The 17,790-nt window shown below is 69.2% G+C and carries 18 protein-coding genes; 13 read left to right on the top strand and 5 right to left on the bottom strand.

Translation table 11 applies throughout. The features are described from left to right. Positions 1-68 precede the first annotated feature (68 nt). The 7 genes from ON26_RS23855 to ON26_RS23825 all read left to right on the top strand — a co-directional run bounded on the left by ON26_RS23855 (position 69) and on the right by ON26_RS23825 (position 6,945). Positions 69-593 carry a DUF3558 domain-containing protein gene (locus ON26_RS23855; RefSeq protein ID WP_040798751.1) on the top strand — a complete coding sequence of 175 codons (525 nt, stop codon included), beginning with the start codon at positions 69-71 and terminating at the stop codon, positions 591-593. An 8-nt stretch (positions 594-601) separates the two neighbouring features. Continuing rightward, positions 602-1,174 (top strand): DUF3558 domain-containing protein, encoded by a 573-nt coding sequence (locus ON26_RS23850; RefSeq protein ID WP_085999078.1) that lies wholly within the window; start codon positions 602-604, stop codon positions 1,172-1,174. A 321-nt stretch (positions 1,175-1,495) separates the two neighbouring features. Further along, positions 1,496-1,870 carry a 30S ribosomal protein S12 gene (rpsL, locus tag ON26_RS23845; RefSeq protein ID WP_019049359.1) on the top strand — a complete coding sequence of 125 codons (375 nt, stop codon included), beginning with the start codon at positions 1,496-1,498 and terminating at the stop codon, positions 1,868-1,870. 1 nt (position 1,871) lies between these two features. Then, the gene (gene rpsG / locus ON26_RS23840; RefSeq protein ID WP_040798748.1) at positions 1,872-2,342 is read left to right on the top strand and encodes a 30S ribosomal protein S7; all 471 of its coding nucleotides are present in this window, start codon (positions 1,872-1,874) and stop codon (positions 2,340-2,342) included. Between the two features lie 162 nt (positions 2,343-2,504). Then, entirely contained in the window at positions 2,505-4,607 is a 2,103-nt protein-coding gene (fusA, locus tag ON26_RS23835) for an elongation factor G (protein WP_040798746.1), read from the top strand. Positions 4,608-4,724: 117 nt separating this feature from the next. Then, positions 4,725-5,915, top strand: coding sequence for an elongation factor Tu (gene tuf / locus ON26_RS23830; protein WP_040798744.1), 1,191 nt, complete (start codon positions 4,725-4,727; stop codon positions 5,913-5,915). 220 nt (positions 5,916-6,135) lie between these two features. Beyond that, complete coding sequence (locus ON26_RS23825) at positions 6,136-6,945, top strand: alpha/beta fold hydrolase (RefSeq protein WP_040798742.1); 810 nt, start codon at positions 6,136-6,138, stop codon at positions 6,943-6,945. Positions 6,946-6,966: 21 nt separating this feature from the next. Here ON26_RS23825 and ON26_RS23820 read toward each other — a convergent pair whose 3' ends face one another. Both ON26_RS23820 and ON26_RS23815 read right to left on the bottom strand, forming a co-directional pair. Next, positions 6,967-7,590, bottom strand: a complete 624-nt coding sequence (locus ON26_RS23820) for a TetR/AcrR family transcriptional regulator (RefSeq protein ID WP_040798740.1) — start codon at positions 7,588-7,590, stop codon at positions 6,967-6,969. Between the two features lie 34 nt (positions 7,591-7,624). Further along, entirely contained in the window at positions 7,625-7,981 is a 357-nt protein-coding gene (locus tag ON26_RS23815; protein ID WP_040798738.1) for an SPW repeat domain-containing protein, read from the bottom strand. Positions 7,982-8,163: 182 nt separating this feature from the next. Here ON26_RS23815 and ON26_RS23810 point away from each other — a divergent pair, with 182 nt between their 5' ends. Next, entirely contained in the window at positions 8,164-9,375 is a 1,212-nt protein-coding gene (locus ON26_RS23810) for an NAD(P)/FAD-dependent oxidoreductase (RefSeq protein WP_083884319.1), read from the top strand. A 34-nt stretch (positions 9,376-9,409) separates the two neighbouring features. On the opposite strand, the gene ON26_RS23805 is transcribed toward ON26_RS23810, so the two are convergent. Then, a complete protein-coding gene (locus tag ON26_RS23805) occupies positions 9,410-10,519 on the bottom strand; it encodes a CapA family protein (protein ID WP_040798736.1) in 1,110 nt (369 codons plus the stop codon). Positions 10,520-10,886: 367 nt separating this feature from the next. Here ON26_RS23805 and ON26_RS23800 point away from each other — a divergent pair, with 367 nt between their 5' ends. Next, entirely contained in the window at positions 10,887-11,648 is a 762-nt protein-coding gene (locus ON26_RS23800) for a glutamate racemase (RefSeq protein WP_040798734.1), read from the top strand. 45 nt (positions 11,649-11,693) lie between these two features. Next, positions 11,694-12,425 (top strand): DNA alkylation repair protein, encoded by a 732-nt coding sequence (locus tag ON26_RS23795; protein WP_040798732.1) that lies wholly within the window; start codon positions 11,694-11,696, stop codon positions 12,423-12,425. A gap of 94 nt (positions 12,426-12,519) precedes the next feature. Here ON26_RS23795 and ON26_RS23790 read toward each other — a convergent pair whose 3' ends face one another. Further along, the gene (locus ON26_RS23790; RefSeq protein WP_040798730.1) at positions 12,520-13,575 is read right to left on the bottom strand and encodes a ferredoxin--NADP reductase; all 1,056 of its coding nucleotides are present in this window, start codon (positions 13,573-13,575) and stop codon (positions 12,520-12,522) included. A 40-nt stretch (positions 13,576-13,615) separates the two neighbouring features. Then, positions 13,616-14,254, bottom strand: coding sequence for a mycofactocin system transcriptional regulator MftR2 (gene mftR2, locus ON26_RS23785; RefSeq protein WP_245546016.1), 639 nt, complete (start codon positions 14,252-14,254; stop codon positions 13,616-13,618). A 248-nt stretch (positions 14,255-14,502) separates the two neighbouring features. On the opposite strand from mftR2, the gene mftA reads away from it, so the two are divergent. The 3 genes from mftA to mftF all read left to right on the top strand — a co-directional run bounded on the left by mftA (position 14,503) and on the right by mftF (position 17,763). Further along, positions 14,503-14,619, top strand: a complete 117-nt coding sequence (mftA, locus tag ON26_RS32575) for a mycofactocin precursor MftA (RefSeq protein WP_083884318.1) — start codon at positions 14,503-14,505, stop codon at positions 14,617-14,619. A gap of 16 nt (positions 14,620-14,635) precedes the next feature. Further along, entirely contained in the window at positions 14,636-16,165 is a 1,530-nt protein-coding gene (gene mftC / locus ON26_RS23780; RefSeq protein ID WP_083884317.1) for a mycofactocin radical SAM maturase, read from the top strand. Between the two features lie 194 nt (positions 16,166-16,359). Next, positions 16,360-17,763, top strand: a complete 1,404-nt coding sequence (gene mftF / locus ON26_RS23775) for a mycofactocin biosynthesis glycosyltransferase MftF (protein ID WP_040798728.1) — start codon at positions 16,360-16,362, stop codon at positions 17,761-17,763. Positions 17,764-17,790: the final 27 nt, after the last annotated feature.

Raw genomic sequence — 17,790 nt, 5'->3', positions numbered from 1 at the left:
ACCGCGCCACCCGGGGGGCGATCGTCAGGAGCCGGAAGTGGTTTCGCGCGAACCAGTAGAGTGCTGGTATGCGGATACCGTCGGCGCTCCTCACCGGTCTCGCCCTGGTTGTGACGCTGTCTGCCTGCGGTTCCGGCGGCGGATCGGATTCCGGCGAGCCGCTGCGCCCGCCGCCGAAGGTGGCCTCGCTGGGTCCGTTCGTCGGCGAGTGCGGGCACGTCGGCGACGACGAAGTTCGTGACATCGCGGGTATGTCGCAGCTCTCCCAGGTGTTCAAGAACTCGGTCGGTTGCAACTACCAGGCCGCCGGACTCGGTTCGCCCAGCGTCACTTTCGCCTCCTATCGGGGCAGCCCGATCGATCGGGAGAAGGCGTGGGTGAGCAGCGTCGGCCGCGAGCCGGACAAGATCGAGGTCGGCGGCAAGCCCGGCTTCGCCGCCCTCGACCCCACCGGCACGGTATGCGATCTGGCGGTCCAGCTCGACGACGATTTCTTCGAATGGTCCATGTCCTACGGCCTGTTCGGTCCGACCGGCAATCCGTGCGACAAGACCAGGAAACTGGCCGAACTCACCGTTTCGCGGCTGAAATGAGGGCACCTATGAGCGAGGTGGGCAAGCCGGGGCGCCACACGCGAGCCGGACGCGCGCTCGCGCTGTGCGTGCTGCTCGCCGTGGCCGCCGGGGCGGCCGGCTGCGGGCGGACCATCGAGGGCTCCGCGCATCCGGCGGGCGGCAGTCAGGAGATCAACACCGATTTCGACAAGCTGCTGCGCGAGTGCGATGTGGTGACTCCCGTGCAGATCGGTGACGCGCTGGGCGGCGCCCAGTTCGTGACCGGCTCGTTCAACGGCGCCGTGTGCATGTGGGATGTCGAGGACGCGCCCGGCGGCCTGGCGATGGTAACGCTGAACTGGTACGAGATCGGTTCGCTCAACAACGAGAAGGCCACGGCCGACAAGCTGGGCTACGTGCACGAGACGGTCACCGTGCAGGGCACCCGCGCCCTGCAGATGCGCAGGCCCAACGACGCGGACTCCTGCGGGCTGACGGCCTCGGCCGCCGACACCGGCGTGGTCGGCTGGTGGGTCAACTACCGGGCCGGTTCCGGCCATCCCGACCCTTGCACCGCGGCCAAGACACTGCTGGAATTGACGCTGAACCTCGCCAGGTGAGTCGGTGATCACAGGGTCGGCCCGATGGACGGCAGGGCTGAAGGGGCAGTGACGGGGCCCGCTTTGACCGTCGGTGCAGGCCGCGAGTATCGTGGACCGCTGTGCCCGACAGCATGCGGGCAAGTTCGTGCGTAGAAGTAGGCCAGCGAGAGCGGCTGACCTCTCCGGCGTGCCCGGATTCCGGGCTCCATCCCGCGCGCGACACGCCCGACCTCGGGACGCGAGAAACGTGGTTGGACGTGCGAGAACAGCTCGAAAACCAGCCATGCAGTTCGTGAAACACCGTCCCGACAGCGCATAAATAACAAGGAAAGCCGGTCTATGCCAACCATCAACCAGCTGGTCCGCAAGGGTCGCCGCGACAAGGTCTCCAAGACCAAGACCGCGGCCCTCAAGGGGAGCCCGCAGCGTCGTGGCGTGTGCACCCGCGTGTACACCACGACCCCGAAGAAGCCGAACTCCGCGCTGCGCAAGGTCGCGCGTGTTCGCCTGACCAGCGCGGTCGAGGTCACGGCTTACATCCCCGGTGAAGGCCACAACCTGCAGGAGCACTCGATGGTGCTCGTCCGCGGCGGTCGTGTGAAGGACCTCCCCGGTGTGCGCTACAAGATCATCCGCGGCTCGCTCGACACCCAGGGCGTGAAGAACCGCAAGCAGGCCCGCAGCCGCTACGGCGCCAAGAAGGAGAAGAGCTGATATGCCTCGCAAGGGCCCCGCTCCCAAGCGTCCGTTGATCAACGACCCGGTCTACGGGTCGCCGCTGGTCACCCAGCTGGTCAACAAGATCCTCCTGGACGGTAAGAAGTCCACCGCCGAGCGCATCGTCTACGGCGCGCTCGAGCAGGCGCGTGAGAAGACCGGCACCGATCCGGTCGTCACCCTCAAGCGCGCGCTGGACAACGTCAAGCCCGCCCTCGAGGTCAAGCCCCGCCGTGTCGGTGGCGCCACCTACCAGGTTCCGGTCGAGGTCCGTCCGGGCCGCGCCAACACCCTGGCGCTGCGCTGGCTGGTCAATTTCTCCCGTGCTCGCCGTGAGAAGACCATGGTCGAGCGCCTTGCCAACGAGCTCCTCGATGCCAGCAACGGTCTCGGCGCCTCGGTGAAGCGTCGTGAGGACACTCACAAGATGGCCGAATCCAACCGGGCCTTCGCGCACTACCGCTGGTGACAGCCCCCCGGCCCGTCGCTCGTGTCGGCGCCGGAAGGCCTCACGGTCGGGAGGGCACTACGGTGCCCGTTCCGGCGTTGACATAGTGATGACCCGAACAGGGTCAGAACACAAGATCCCAACCAGCAATCGCTGAAACAGAGCAGAGCGGGGAAGATTTCCGTGGCACAGGACGTGCTCACCGACCTGAAGAAGGTCCGCAACATCGGCATCATGGCCCACATCGATGCCGGTAAGACCACCACAACCGAACGCATTCTCTTCTACACCGGTGTCAACTACAAGATCGGTGAGACGCACGACGGCGCGTCGACCACCGACTGGATGGAGCAGGAGCAGGAGCGCGGCATCACCATCACCTCCGCCGCGGTGACCTGTTTCTGGAACCAGAACCAGATCAACATCATCGACACCCCCGGCCACGTGGACTTCACCGTCGAGGTGGAGCGGTCGCTGCGCGTCCTCGACGGCGCGGTCGCGGTCTTCGACGGCAAAGAAGGCGTGGAGCCGCAGTCCGAGCAGGTGTGGCGTCAGGCCGACAAGTACGACGTCCCGCGCGTGTGCTTCGTCAACAAGATGGACAAGCTCGGCGCCGACTTCTACTTCACGGTGCAGACCATCAAGGACCGCCTCGGCGCGCGTCCGCTGGTCATCCAGCTGCCCATCGGCGCGGAGGACTCCTTCGAGGGCATCGTCGACCTGGTCGAGATGAACGCCAAGGTGTGGACCGGCGAGACCAAGCTCGGTGAGAAGTACGAGGTCAAGGAAATCCCGGCCGATCTGGCCGAGAAGGCCGAGCAGTACCGTCAGGAACTGCTCGAGGCCGTCGCGGAGTCCGACGAGGCGCTGCTGGAGAAGTTCTTCGGTGGCGAGGAGCTCACGATCGACGAGATCAAGGGCGCCATCCGCAAGATGACGATCAACTCCGAGGCCTACCCCGTGCTCTGCGGCTCGGCGTTCAAGAACAAGGGCGTGCAGCCCATGCTCGACGCCGTCATCGACTACCTGCCGTCCCCGCTGGACGTGGAGAACGTCGAGGGCCACGTGCCGAACAAGGAAGACGAGATCATCACTCGTCGTCCGAGCGCCGACGAGCCGTTCGCGGCGCTGGCGTTCAAGATCGCGGTGCACCCGTTCTTCGGCAAGCTGACCTACATCCGCGTGTACTCCGGCAAGGTCGATTCCGGCGCCCAGGTCATCAACGCGACCAAGGGCAAGAAGGAGCGTCTGGGCAAGCTCTTCCAGATGCACGCCAACAAGGAGAACCCGGTTCCCGAGGTCTCCGCGGGCCACATCTACGCGGTGATCGGCCTCAAGGACACCACCACCGGCGACACCCTGTGCGATCCGCAGAACCAGATCGTGCTCGAGTCCATGACCTTCCCGGACCCGGTCATCGAGGTCTCCATCGAGCCCAAGACCAAGTCCGACCAGGAGAAGCTGGGCACGGCGATCCAGAAGCTGGCCGAAGAGGACCCCACCTTCTCGGTCAAGCTGGACGCCGAGACCGGCCAGACCGTCATCGGCGGCATGGGCGAGCTGCACCTCGACATCCTCGTCGACCGTATGCGTCGCGAGTTCAAGGTCGAGGCGAACGTCGGCAAGCCGCAGGTGGCCTACCGCGAGACGATCACCAAGACCGTCGAGAAGCTCGAGTACACCCACAAGAAGCAGACGGGTGGCTCGGGTCAGTTCGCGAAGGTCATCATCGGCCTGGAGCCCTTCGTGGGCGAGGACGGCGCGAGCTACGAGTTCGAGAACAAGGTCACCGGCGGCCGCGTTCCGAGGGAATACATTCCTTCGGTCGACGCAGGCGCCCAGGATGCGATGCAGTACGGCGTGCTCGCCGGCTACCCGCTGGTCAACCTGAAGGTGACCCTGATCGACGGCGCGTACCACGACGTCGACTCGTCGGAAATGGCGTTCAAGATCGCCGGCTCGCAGGCGCTGAAGGAAGCGGCCCGCAAGGCCGGTCCGGTGATCCTCGAACCGCTGATGGCTGTCGAGGTCATCACGCCCGAGGATTACATGGGCGACGTGATCGGCGACCTGAACTCCCGCCGTGGCCAGATCCAGGCCATGGAGGAACGCAGTGGTGCCCGTGTCGTCAAGGCGCTGGTTCCGCTCTCGGAGATGTTCGGCTACATCGGTGACCTGCGGTCGAAGACCCAGGGCCGGGCGAACTACTCCATGGTGTTCGATTCGTACGCGGAGGTTCCGGCCAACGTGTCGAAGGAGATCATCGCCAAGGCGACCGGGGAGTGATCCCATCCGGGGCAGGTGGCACACTTGCCCCGGGCTCACCGGGCGTCAGCACGACCCCAGTAAGTACAAAACCGCACTGCTGCATGCAGGAACCAACAAGTCCAGGAGGACACCACAGTGGCGAAGGCGAAGTTCGAGCGGACGAAGCCGCACGTCAACATCGGCACCATCGGTCACGTCGACCACGGCAAGACCACGCTGACTGCAGCGATCACCAAGGTGCTGGCTGACAAGTACCCGGATCTGAACGAGAGCTTCGCGTTCGATCAGATCGACAAGGCGCCCGAAGAGAAGGCGCGTGGCATCACGATCAACATCTCGCACGTCGAGTACCAGACCGAGAAGCGCCACTACGCCCACGTCGACGCGCCGGGTCACGCCGACTACATCAAGAACATGATCACCGGTGCGGCGCAGATGGACGGCGCCATCCTCGTGGTCGCCGCCACCGACGGCCCGATGCCGCAGACCCGCGAGCACGTGCTGCTCGCCCGTCAGGTCGGCGTGCCCTACATCCTGGTCGCGCTGAACAAGTCGGACATGGTCGACGACGAGGAAATCCTCGAGCTCGTCGAGATGGAGGTCCGCGAACTGCTGGCCGCCCAGGAGTTCGACGAGGACGCCCCGGTCGTGCGCGTCTCCGGTCTGAAGGCGCTCGAGGGCGACCCGAAGTGGGCCCAGTCGGTGCTCGATCTCATGGACGCCGTCGACGAGTCCATCCCGGACCCGGTGCGTGACACCGACAAGCCGTTCCTGATGCCGGTGGAGGACGTCTTCACCATCACCGGTCGTGGCACCGTCGTCACCGGTCGCGTCGAGCGTGGCGTGATCAACGTGAACGAGGAAGTCGAGATCGTCGGCATCCGCCCGGAGAAGACCAAGACCACGGTCACCGGTATCGAGATGTTCCGCAAGCTGCTCGACCAGGGCCAGGCGGGCGACAACGTCGGTCTGCTGGTTCGTGGCATCAAGCGCGAGGATGTCGAGCGCGGCCAGGTCATCGTGAAGCCGGGCACCACCACCCCGCACACCGAGTTCGAGGGCCAGGCGTACATCCTGTCGAAGGACGAGGGCGGCCGCCACACCCCGTTCTTCAACAACTACCGTCCGCAGTTCTACTTCCGTACCACGGACGTGACCGGCGTCGTGACCCTCCCCGAGGGCACCGAGATGGTCATGCCGGGCGACAACACCGAGATGAGCGTCAAGCTGATCCAGCCGGTCGCCATGGACGAGGGCCTGCGCTTCGCGATCCGCGAGGGTGGCCGCACCGTCGGTGCCGGCCGCGTCACCAAGATCATCAAGTGATTCGCTGAATCGCTTCTGATCCACGCCGACGGCGTCGCTCCTTCCCGGAGCGGCGCCGTTCGGCGTTTTCGGGGCCGGTCCACCATCGCCGATTGCCGGAGATTCGCCCACTGCGGCGATCGGGCGCGGCGAGGCGGGTGCGAGACTGGGGACCGCGACCATCTGGGCCGCAGAGCAGTTCCCCGTCATCCGCGCTTTTCGCAAACGCTGGGAGGGATCGATGAGCTCCGCCCCGAACACCGCCGACCTCGACATCGTCGAGGGGACGCTACCGCTCGGACTGCCCTATCGGGCCCTCGGCTCCGGGCCGCCGCTGGTGTTCCTGCGCTGGTTCACCCCCGATCACGCCAATCCGACCGGCATGATGCGCAAGGCCGAGATCGGCACCCTGGCGCCGCTGGCCCTGCACCGACGTGTGTGCGCGATCAACCGCGCCCCCGGGATGCGGGCAGGCGTCACGATGGCCGAGATCGCCGACGATCACGCCGCCGCGTTGCGCGCCACCTACGGCAGCCCGGTCGACGTGCTCGGCATCTCCTCGGGTGGTTCGCTCGCCTTGCAGTTGGCCCTCGACCACCCGGACGTGGTGCGCAGACTGGTGGTGGCCGCGTCGGCGTCGCGGCTCGAGGACCGCGCCAGATCCTCGCAGTTGCGCTACGCCGAGGCGGCGGCGGCAGGCAGGCGCGGGCTGCACCATATGTCCGCCGGCACGGGCATCATGAGGGGCCGGGTCGACAAGGCGGTGATGTGGCTGCTCGATCCGCTGGTCCGCCCGCACGATCCCGCCGACATGCTCGCGTTCGTGCTCGCCGAGGACAGTTTCGACGTCACCGATCGGCTGCCCACGCTCACCGCGCCCACCCTGGTGATCGGCGGCGAGCTGGACACCTTCTATTCGACCGCGTCCTTCCGGCGCACAGCCGACCGGATTCCCGATTCCCGGCTGGTCATCATTCCCGGGGCCGGGCACATGGGCGCGATCAACCATCCCCGCTTCGCCGCCGAGGTGATCGCCTTCCTCGACCGCTGACAGTTCGAGTGTGGTTGCGGCTCAGGCGGATTGGGTCATCCCGGCCGCGACCACCTTCGCCACGCCGAGGACCTCCTCGGCGGTCGGCAACGGCAGTCCGCCGAGCGCGTGCAGCCGGTCGGAACCGGTGACCGTGAACATGGCCGACACCCAGGTCAGCGCACAGGCGCGGAGCGTGCCGGGTTCGACCGGGGAGGGGGCGCTGGCCTGTAGTACTCGCGTGGTCACCTCCAGCAGGTGGTCGCGCAGACGGCGCAACTGCTCGCGCACGTCGGGGTGGGTGTCGGCCTCGCGCCAGAGGATCACGCGCAGCACCGAGGTGTGGTGGTCGCACGGATTCAGCGCGGAGTGCAGGTTCAGCAGGCTGGTGGCCGGGTCGCCGGGAAGGACGACCGAACCGATGTCGGGCACCGGCTGCGCGGGCACCCGTTCGCTCACGAGTGCGGACAGGATCGCGTCCTTGGTGGGGAAGTAATAGAAGACGAGTCCTTTAGGGACGTCGGCCGCGGCCGCCACGGCGGAGGTCGGCGTCGCGTCGAAGCCGTGTGCGGCGAAGAGGTCCTCCGCCGCGTCGAGAATGAGTTCCCGGGCGTCACCGTCGCGCGCGGCGCGACGGCGGCGCCCGGTGCGGGTGGAGCTGCGCATATCGGTACGGCCCGGAACGGGCGGGGGGACGCGATCAGTGATGGGTGACTGTGCGGTGCATACGCCCGGTCACGACGGGCAGCGCCGCGAGGGCGACCACCACGGTGACCAGCCCCACCACCCAGGATGTCCAGGACGCCCCGCGGAACCCGGTGAAGTCCATGACCCACGGCGAAAGGAACAGCAACGCGCCGAACAGCGCCATCGCGTAGTCGGCCATCGCCATCGACGGACGCGCCATCTGGGCCAGGCCGGTGAGCGCGATCAGTACGCCGAGCACGATCATGGTCCACATGGCCCGGGTGCTGGTATCCACCCACAGCGGTGAGAGTGCGGTGAAAGCGCCGAGGACGACGGCGAGGAGGTCCTGAGCGCGCGAATCGGTGAGCATGATGTCCTCCTGCGGTGAAAGTGGTCCTGACCTCGGTATAGACCTGATCGACCGCCCGGTCGATAGAGCGATGGACACGATTGGGCCGCTTTGCGGGCACAGTCGCCGGCCAGGGGGAGAACCCGAAAATTACCAAGCACTTGCTAGGCTCGGCGGGTGTCGTCTATGGAAGGACGGGTTGAATGAGCGCGCCGATCATCATCGTGGGAGCCGGTCTGGCCGGCCTGCGCACTGCCGAGGAATTGCGCCGCGCCGGGTACGAGGGCCCGCTGGTGCTGCTCGGCGACGAGTCTCGGTTGCCCTACGATCGCCCGCCGCTGTCCAAGCAGTTCGTGCGCGGCGAGACCGACGACACCACCCTGCGCCCGGCCGAGTTCTTCGAGGAGAAGGCGATCGACTTGCGCCTCGGTGTCGCGGCGACCGGCGTGGACACCGCGGCCCGCCGTCTGCGCCTGGCCGACGGTGACGTGCTCGACTACAGCCATCTGATCATCGCCACCGGGCTACGCCCACGTCGCCTGCCCGGTCTGCCGGACCTGGCCGGCATCCATGTGCTGCGCGATCACGCCGATGCCATCGGGCTGCGCGCCGAGGTGACCGCCGCGAGCAAGGCCCTGGTCGTCGGCGCGGGTTTCATCGGCTGCGAGGTCGCGGCCAGCTTCCGGGCGAGCGGCCTCGACGTGGTGCTGGTGGAACCGCAGCCGACGCCGCTGGCGTCGGTGCTCGGTGAGCAGGTGGGCGCGCTGGTGGCCCGGATGCACCGGGACGAGGGCGTCGACCTGCGCTGCGGTGTCGGCCTGGCGACGCTGCTGGCCGGCGAGGACGGCCGGGTGGCCGGCGCGCGGCTGGCCGACGGCGCCGAGGTGCGGGCCGATCTGGTCGTCATCGGGGTCGGCTCCCGGCCCGCGATCGAGTGGCTGGCCGAATCCGATGTGGCGCTCGCCGATCCGGCCGACGGTGGCGGCGTGCTCGCCGACGAGGTCGGCCGCACCAGCGCCGAAAACGTCTGGGCGGTCGGGGATGTGGCCGCCTGGCGGCACGACACCGGCGAGCAGGCCCGCGTGGAGCACTGGACCAATGCCGGCGAGCAGGCCAAGCTTCTCGCCTGCGCGCTGCTCGGCGCCGAACCGCCCACCGCCGCCCGGGTGCCCTACTTCTGGAGTGATCAGTACGACGTCAAGATCCAGGCCCTCGGCACCCCGTCGGCCGGCGACGACGTGGTCGTGGTCAGCGACGACGGCCGCAAGTTCCTGGCCTACTACTCGCGCGCGGGCGCGCTCACCGGCGTGGTCGGCGCGGGTATGACCGCCCAGGTCATGAAGGCTCGCGCCAAGGTGGCCGCCGCGGCCCCGATCGCCGACCTGCTCGCGACCAGTCAGCCGGCCACCGCCTAGTACCGGCCCGCCGCGTCGCCGCGGCGTGCACCGGTCAACGCTGCGGCGACGCGGACAGCAGGCCGTCCGCCGCCGGGCCGACCCGGGTACGGAAGCGCCGGCTGATGCGCTCGACCGTGGCCGCGAGCCAGCGCGCCTCGTCCGGCGCGGCCCGCTCGAGCCGCATCCGGCGGACGCGCAGCGGAATCAGGCGCAGGCCGGTCGCGCCGCCGGGCTCGACATCGGCCAGGTAGAGCAACCGCAGGTGGCTGCGGTAGGACTCGTGCCCGCCGATGCCTTCGTAGTCGTCGATCACGTCACCGCAGCCGTAGAGGATCGGTTTCCCGCGATAGAACTCGATCGGCCTGGGGTGGTGCGCGGAATGCCCGTGCACGATGTCGACACCGGCGTCTATCAGACGGCGCGCGAACTGCGTCTCGCTGGCCTCGGTCCCGTATCCCCAGTTCGGTCCCCAGTGCACCGACACCACGGTGACATCGCCGCCGCTCGCGGACGCCGTCGCGGCCACCGTGTCGGCCGTGCGCGCGGAGAGGTCTTCGAGCAGCAGGACCCCGGCCCGGTCGTCGCGCGCCGCCCACGAGGCGGGGACACCGCTCGATGTCGTGGCCACGGACACCACGACCACGCGGCGGCCGTCGGCGAGCGGCACTACCGCGGGCCGCGCGGCTTCGCCGAGATCCGCACCCGCCCCGGCCCGCCGGATGCCGGCGGCATCGAGTGCGGCGAGGGTGTCGGCCGCTCCCCGTGCGCCGAAGTCGAGGACGTGGTTGTTGGCCAGCGCGCAGGCGTCGGGCCGGATCGCGCTCAGCGCGGCGGTGTTCCGCGGATGCATCCGGTAGTGGATGCCTTTGAAGGGCGCGAATTCACCGTCGCCGGTGATGGTGGTCTCCAGGTTCAGCACGCGGACGTCCGGGGCCAGTTCGTCGAGGAGGGTGCGCGCCTCGCCCCACGGCCAGTCGAATGCGACGGGCCGGGGAATCGGGCCGTTCACCCGTTCGGCCAGCTCGACGTACCGCCGGGCGTCGCGGACGTATCCCTCCCGCAGTTCCGGGCGTCCCGGATGCGGCAGGATCTGATCGACGCCGCGCCCGAGCATGACGTCGCCGCCCAGCAGCACCGTCACCGCGGTGCGATCACCGTCCATCCGGACCACCCGCCGTCGTGCCCGCCGTCCCGCGACGGCCGACATCTCCTGATCGTCCCGCCCGCCGCACCGGATGCGGCATTGTCCCGGTCGGCCCGACCGAAGGTGGCGCTGTCCCGGTCGTCGTACCGGATGCGGTGTTGTCCCGGCGCACTCGAACCGGTGCTGTGCGGATCGTCCGCGCCGGATGGGGCTTGCCCCTCGATCATCGCACCGGAAGCGCGGCGATGACCACGGGCCGCGGACATCGGCCGAGCGGGGTGCGCCCGGCCGTCGCGCAGCAGCCGCGACGGCGGTTCGCAGACATCGGCCCGGGCGGCTCCACCGGCGATGAAGCGCCCGGATCGGCCTGTAATACGGTTGTCGGGTGATCGTCGCGCTCATCGATTCGGGTTTGGGGCTGCTGCCGACGGCCGCCTGGCTGCGGAAACTGCGCCCGGATCTGGACCTGCTACTACAGCTCGACCCGGACGGCGCGCCGTGGGGGCCGAAACCGGAACAGTGGACGATCGAACGGGTCGTCGGCGCGGCGCGCACCTCGCTGGAGTCCGGCGCGGAGGTCATCGTGCTGCCGTGCAACACCGCCAGTGTCACGGCCCTCGAACACGTGCGCGCCGATGTGGGTCCAGGCGTACCGGTGATCGGCACCGTGCCCGCCATCAAGCCGGCCGCCGCGTCCTGCCGTTCGGTCGCTGTGTGGGCGACCGCCGCCACCACCGCCAGCCGCTACCAGGCCGACCTGATCGCCAGGTTCGGCGGCGAGGCGGAGGTGACCGGGGTGGCCTGCCACGGCCTGGCCGACGCCATCGACCGCGGCGATCTCTCCGCGGCCACCGATGCCATCGCCCGCGCCGCCGAGCAGACCCCCGAGGGCACCGAGGGGGTGGTGCTCGGCTGCACGCACTACCCGCTGGTGGCCGATGCCATCCTGGCCACGCTGCCGGTGGGCGTGCGCCTGTTCGACAGCGCGCAGGCGGTCGCGGCCCAGGCCATCAGGAAGGTGGACGGCCTCGGCCGGGCGAGTACCGGTGAGGGCACGGTGCGCGTGCTCAACAGCGGCCGGCCCGGCGCACTGCCGGCGAGCGCGGCGGCCTACGAATCCGGACGGGTCCTCGGCGCCCGCATCTGACCCGCGACCGGAATCCGGTGCGGCCCGGCTCGAGCGGAGACATGCATGGGTGACGCAGCACAGGTGCGCGCGGCACTGGCGGAGGCAGCCGATCCGGCCGACGCCGCGCACCTGCAACGCTTCTTCAAGACCGGTCCGGGGGAGTACGGCGAGGGCGATGTCTTCCTCGGCGTCCGGGTGCCCGCCACCCGCGCCGTGGTCCGCCGGTTCGCCGATCTGCCCTTCGACGAGATCGAGATCCTGCTCGACAGCGACATCCACGAGGAACGCCTGGCCGGCCTGCTCATCCTGGCCGCCCGTTTCGACCGCGCGAGCAGGCCACGTACGTTCGACGAGGACACCAGGGCCGAAGCGGTCCGCCGCTATCGTGCCGCGGTGCACCGCGGCCGGGTCGACAACTGGGACCTGGTCGATTCCTCCGCCGAGTACCTCCTCGGCCGCTGGCTGCTGGACCGCCCGCGCGACGAACTGTTCGACCTGGCCGCCGCCGAATCGCTGTGGCACCGGCGGGTGGCCTTGCTGAGCACCTTCGCCTTCATCAGATCCGGCGACGCCACAACGACATGCGCCCTCTGCGAACGACTGCTCGACGACCGCCGCGACCTCATCCAGAAAGCGGTCGGCTGGATGCTGCGTGAAGTGGGCAAGCGCGTGGACCGCGCCCTGCTCACCGGCTTCCTGGACCGCCACGCACCCGAAATGGGCCGCACCGCACTGTCCTACGCGACCGAGCATCTGGACCGCGCCACCCGCGCCGCCTACCGCGCCGCGCGCTGACGCCGCCCGCCGCGGGTGGTACCACCGTGGCCGGGGCAGCGGTTCCCGTCGCGGGCCGACCCGGCCGGTCGCGGGCACGGACCGGGGAACCGGCTCAGAACTGGATGCGGAGCCGATCGGTGACCGGGCGCGCCTGGCAGCCCAGGATGTACCCGTTGGCGATGTCCTCCGGATCGAGGATCTCGGCGTTGTCCATCTCGACCTCGCCCTCGAGGACCGTGCACGCACACGATCCGCACTCGCCCTCCTGGCAGGAGTAGGGCACGTCGATGCCCTTGGCGAGCATGATGTCGACCAGGGTCTGCTTGCGCGGCCAGTTCAGCTCGTGGATCTCGCCGTCGAGCTCCACCTCGACGGTGGCGGCGTCGGCGGCGTCGGCCTCGCTGATCTCGACCGGCGCCTGATCGGCGAAGGGGTCGCCGGCGAGGGAGTTGAAGACTTCGGCGTGCACGCGATTGCGCGGCATGCCGAGCCGGGCGAGCGCCTCGTGCACGCCGTCCATGAACGGCTTCGGGCCGCACATGAACGCCTCGTACTCGCTGTAGGGCCGCACCAGGGTGGCCAGCGCCTCGGCGGTGGGCAGGCCTTGCAGCGGCTCCAGCCAGTGGATGACGCTGAGGCGATCGGCGTGCGCGGCGCCGAGTTCGCGCAGTTCGTCGGCGAAGATGACGTTGTCGGTGTCGCGGTTGGCGTAGACCAGTACCAGCTTGCCCGTGCCGCGTGCCAGCGCCGACTTGAGGATCGAGATCACCGGGGTGATGCCGCTGCCCGCGCCGAACAGTAACAGGTTCTCGTCCAGATCTCCCGGGGTGAACACGCCGGAGGGCGGCAGCACCTCGAGCTGGTCGCCGGGCTTGACGTTGTCGCAGACCCAGTTGGACCCGTAGCCGCCCTCGGTGCGCTTGACCGTCACCTTCGGCTTGTCGTCGGTGTGCGGCGAACTGGCCAGTGAGTAGCAGCGCGCCACCGAACCGGTCAGCTCGCTGGGGATTCGCAGGGTGAGGAACTGGCCGGGACGGTAGGCGAACTTCTCGCTCGATTCCTCGGGCACGTCGAAGACCAGCGAGCGGCTGTCGGCCGTCTCGGCGATCACCGCGGCGACCCGCAGCACGACCGAGCGTGAACCGTGTGGAACCTCGACGGTGGTCATGTCGTCCTCTCGAACCCGAAAACTAGAACGTGTTTCAATTTCATCGTACGTCGGGGTCCGCTCCGGCGACAAGCCGGGCCTCCAGCCCGGCGATGAGCACGTCCATGCCGAAGTCGTAGGTGTAGCGGCCGCGCAGGTCGGGCATGTGCGCGGTGGCGCGGGCGACCACATCGGGCAGATCGACCCCGGACAGCGGCCCGGGATCGCGGGGATTCACCCGGCGACGGCCGAAGAGGTAAGTGTGCACAGTCGCGTACGCGGCCAGGATGTCGCGGTCGCCGAAGCCGGCGTCGGCCAGGATGCTCATGATCCCCGCGATCAGATCGAGCTGCTTGCCGAGCATCTGCTCGATGAGCACATCGCCCAGTCCGGGATGCCTGCGCAGCTTCTCGTCGATCTGGTCGACGAGTTCGCGCAGCCGCTGCTGCCACGGACCCGATTCGCGCGGCGGCGTGCGAACTCCGGTCAGCGCGGCGCCCGCCACCAGGTCGAGTAGCTCGCGCTTGTCGGCGACGTAGTAGTACGGCGCCATCGGGGAAACGCCGAGCTCGCGCGACAATCGCCGCATCGACAGCTTCTCGACCCCGTCCTCGCGGACCACGCGCAGTGCGGCCTCGACTATCTCGGACTCCGACAGCGTGCTGCCGCCCCCGTTGGCCTGTATGCGTCCGACTCCCATGCCACCTCTACCGCCGCGGGCATGTGTTGCCCATCACAATCCGTTCCGCTGTTCTACACCCGAAGTCTAGAGGTCGCGGGTACCGGGCAGGGCTGGGACGTGGGGCGCGGGCGCGTTGCCGGACGGCGCTCGGATATCGGGGACCGACGACCCTCCGAAAAGCGACATGGTTCACTCGTACCGGAGAGATGGTTATGGTGTGACGTGGACTACGGGTGGTGGTCCGGTGAGATCCAGGGAGGTTTGTGATGACACAGCAGTTCTTCGTCCCCGCCGATGGCGAGACCGGGCACGGCGCCGCCGAACTCGTCGAGGAGAGCCTGATCGAAGAGGTCTCCATCGACGGTATGTGCGGCGTCTACTGACGGGGCGGGCAGGCGAATGCTCGATCTCGATACCCGTTGGCAGCTGCATCCCCGGGTGGCGTTGCGCCCCGAGCCTTTCGGCGCGCTGCTCTACCACTTCGGCACCCGCAAACTCTCGTTCCTGAAGAACCCACGGATCGTCGAGGTCGTGCGCTCGCTGCCCGAGCACACCTCCGTACGGGCCGCCCTGCACGCGGCGGGCGTCTGCGATGAGACCCTCGCCCCGTACGCGGCGGCGCTGAACCAGCTCGCCGACGGCCAGATGATCGTCGGTGGCCCGGCGGTCGTCCCGGCCACGCCTGAGGCGAGCGCGGCTCCCGCGCCGGTGCGCGCGGCGAACCCGGAACCGGCGGGCTCGGACAAGGCGGTGAAGCTGGTCGACCGCTTCGAAAGCGGTCTGGCCGCGCCGATCTGCCTGACCTGGGAACTCACCTACGCCTGCAATCTGTCCTGCGTGCACTGTCTGTCGTCCTCGGGCAGGCGCGATCCGCGCGAGCTCACCACCGAGCAGTGCAAGGCGCTCATCGACGAGTTCGAGCGGATGCAGATCTTCTACGTCAACATCGGCGGCGGTGAACCGACGGTGCGCCAGGATTTCTGGGAGCTCGTCGACTACGCCACCGCGCACCACGTGGGAGTCAAGTTCTCCACCAATGGGGTTCGCATCACTCCCGAGGTCGCCGCCCGGCTGGCGGCCAGCGACTACGTCGACGTGCAGATCTCCCTCGACGGCGCGACCGCCGAGGTCAACGACGCGGTACGTGGTCCCGGCTCTTTCGACACCGCGATCCGCGCGCTGGAGAACCTGGCCGCGGCGGGTTTCCGGGATGCCAAGCTCTCGGTGGTGGCGACCCGGCACAACATTCCCCAGCTCGACGAATTCCGTGCCATCGCCGACCGCTACGGCGCCACCCTGCGCCTGACCCGCCTGCGTCCCTCCGGTCGCGGCGCGGACGTCTGGGACGAACTGCACCCGACCCCCGATCAGCAGCGGGTGCTCTACGACTGGCTGGTGGCCAACGGCGAGGGCGTGCTGACCGGCGACTCGTTCTTCCACCTGTCCGCCTTCGGCTCGGCACTGCCCGGGCTGAACATGTGCGGCGCGGGCCGGGTGGTCTGCCTGGTCGACCCGGTCGGTGACGTCTACGCGTGCCCGTTCGCCATCCACGACCGCTTCCAGGCCGGAAACGTGCTCACCGACGGCGGTTTCGAGGGGGTGTGGCGCGACTCGCAGCTGTTCGGCGAACTGCGCGAGCCCACCGGCGGCGGCGCCTGCTCGGGGTGCGCGCACTACGACGCCTGCCGGGGCGGCTGCATGGCGGCGAAGTTCTTCACCGGTCTGCCCGCCGACGGACCCGATCCGGAGTGCGTGCAGGGCTACGGCGAGGCCGCGCTCGCCGATGCCGGGCGCACCATCCCGCGCTCGTCGGTGGATCACTCCCGCAAGGCGACCTCGCGGCGCGGGGCGCGCAAGTCGGGCCCGATCCCGCTGACCCTCACCGCGCGTATGCCCTCGCGCGCCTGCGACGAGAGCCCGCTGGCGTGAGCACTGCGGTGTGACCGTCGGCTCCATCCCGGTTGCCCTCCCGTTGCGGCCCGTGTGGTCGTGGCGGGAGGCGCCGGGAGCGCGACACGCCGTCGCGCCGAACCGTCGCGTGTGTACTGGCGATTCGGGCCGTTTCGCAGTGATTTCGCAGGCCGATGGTGCTCGAACGCGCGGGATTGCCTAGCATGCGAGGGATGCGCCACGATCGATTGCCGGACGGCTTCGGGGTACGGATCGATCCACGGGTACGCGCATACTCCGGGGGGCGCGTCCTCGTCGGGGGAACACCCGCCAGAGTGCTCCGCCTCGCGCCGGAGGCCGCCGAGATGATCGGCGACGGGTACCTGGAGGTGTCCGGGCCCAAGTCCGCCGTCGTCGCCCGCAGGCTCCTCGATTCCGGGGTCGCCAACCCGCGCCCGCGGCTGCTGCCTTCCACCGACGAGGTGACCATCGTCGTCCCGCTGCGTAACAACGCCGAGGGTCTGGCCCGCATGCTCGCGGTGCTGCGCGGCCACCACGTCATCGTCGTCGACGACGGCTCCGACCAGCCGGTGCAGGTGCCGCGCGAACGCGGCCCGCGGTGCCGGGTGACCGTGCTGCGGCACGACCGGGCCAAGGGTCCCGCTGCCGCGCGCAATGCCGGGCTGCGCGCCGCGACAACCGAATTCGTCGCCTTCCTGGATTCGGACGTGGTCCCGCGCAGCGGCTGGCTGGAAGTCGTGCTCGGACATTTCAGCGATCCCGAGGTCGCGCTGGTCGCTCCGCGCGTCGTCGCGCTCGACCCGGAGGCCAACGCGCTGGCCCGCTACGAGCACACCCGGTCCTCGCTGGACCTGGGCAGGCGCGAGGCGGCGGTGCACTCGGGCGGGCGGATCTCCTATGTGCCCAGCGCCGCACTGCTGGTGCGCAGGCAGGCGCTGCTCGCGGTCGGCGGCTTCGACGAATCCCTGCACGTCGCCGAGGACGTGGACCTGTGCTGGCGGCTCGAGCAGGCGGGCAGGCGGCTGCGCTACGAGCCGGCCGCGCACGTCGCCCACGACCACCGCGTGTCCTTCCGCGCCTGGTTCGGCCGCAGGCTGTTCTACGGCACCGGCGCCGCCCCGCTCGCCGAGCGCCACGACCCGCGCAAGGTCTCCCCGCTCACGGTGCCGTCCTGGACGGTGCTGGCCGCCGTGCTCTTCGCCACTCTGACGCGCTGGGGCGCGTTGGGCGGCCTGGTGACCCTCGGCTCCGCGCTGCTGCGTCTGCGCCGGGTCTTCGCCGGGCTCGACAATCCGACCAGGATCGCCTCGCTGTATCTGGCGCGCGGTTTCTTCGCCGGTCTGTGGCGCCTGGCCTCGGCGATGTGCCGGCATTACTGGCCGGTCACCGTGCTGGCGATGCTCTTGTCCGGGCGCGTGCGCCGGATCGCGGTGACCATGGCGGTCGCCGACGGCCTGGCCGACTGGTTCACCCATCGCGAGCCCGGCGGTCTCGACCCGGTGCGCTATGTGGCCTACAAGCGCATCGACGACATCGCCTACGGAACCGGTCTGTGGCTCGGCGCCTTCCGGGCTCGCAGCCTCGCCGCCCTGCGCCTGACCCTGGCCCGACGCTGAGCCGGATGCGTGCCGCGCGGGGTCGCC

The organism is Nocardia higoensis NBRC 100133, assembly GCF_000308595.1.
GTDB lineage: Bacteria > Actinomycetota > Actinomycetes > Mycobacteriales > Mycobacteriaceae > Nocardia > Nocardia higoensis.
Note: the sequence above shows the minus strand (reverse complement) of the source record. Positions and strands in the feature narration are given on the sequence as shown.

What these genes read in the sequence shown, in the direction of transcription:
- ON26_RS23810 (WP_083884319.1), top strand. Translation starts at nt 8,164, where the DNA reads ATGAGCGCGCCGATCATCATCGTGGGAGCCGGTCTGGCCGGCCTGCGC.
- mftA (WP_083884318.1), top strand. Translation starts at nt 14,503, where the DNA reads ATGACACAGCAGTTCTTCGTCCCCGCCGATGGCGAGACCGGGCACGGC.
- ON26_RS23850 (WP_085999078.1), top strand. Translation starts at nt 602, where the DNA reads ATGAGCGAGGTGGGCAAGCCGGGGCGCCACACGCGAGCCGGACGCGCG.
- ON26_RS23825 (WP_040798742.1), top strand. Translation starts at nt 6,136, where the DNA reads ATGAGCTCCGCCCCGAACACCGCCGACCTCGACATCGTCGAGGGGACG.
- rpsG (WP_040798748.1), top strand. Translation starts at nt 1,872, where the DNA reads ATGCCTCGCAAGGGCCCCGCTCCCAAGCGTCCGTTGATCAACGACCCG.
- mftC (WP_083884317.1), top strand. Translation starts at nt 14,636, where the DNA reads ATGCTCGATCTCGATACCCGTTGGCAGCTGCATCCCCGGGTGGCGTTG.
- rpsL (WP_019049359.1), top strand. Translation starts at nt 1,496, where the DNA reads ATGCCAACCATCAACCAGCTGGTCCGCAAGGGTCGCCGCGACAAGGTC.
- ON26_RS23805 (WP_040798736.1), bottom strand. Translation starts at nt 10,519, where the DNA reads ATGGACGGTGATCGCACCGCGGTGACGGTGCTGCTGGGCGGCGACGTC.
- mftF (WP_040798728.1), top strand. Translation starts at nt 16,360, where the DNA reads ATGCGCCACGATCGATTGCCGGACGGCTTCGGGGTACGGATCGATCCA.
- mftR2 (WP_245546016.1), bottom strand. Translation starts at nt 14,254, where the DNA reads ATGGGAGTCGGACGCATACAGGCCAACGGGGGCGGCAGCACGCTGTCG.
- ON26_RS23790 (WP_040798730.1), bottom strand. Translation starts at nt 13,575, where the DNA reads ATGACCACCGTCGAGGTTCCACACGGTTCACGCTCGGTCGTGCTGCGG.
- ON26_RS23815 (WP_040798738.1), bottom strand. Translation starts at nt 7,981, where the DNA reads ATGCTCACCGATTCGCGCGCTCAGGACCTCCTCGCCGTCGTCCTCGGC.
- ON26_RS23855 (WP_040798751.1), top strand. Translation starts at nt 69, where the DNA reads ATGCGGATACCGTCGGCGCTCCTCACCGGTCTCGCCCTGGTTGTGACG.
- ON26_RS23820 (WP_040798740.1), bottom strand. Translation starts at nt 7,590, where the DNA reads ATGCGCAGCTCCACCCGCACCGGGCGCCGCCGTCGCGCCGCGCGCGAC.
- ON26_RS23795 (WP_040798732.1), top strand. Translation starts at nt 11,694, where the DNA reads ATGGGTGACGCAGCACAGGTGCGCGCGGCACTGGCGGAGGCAGCCGAT.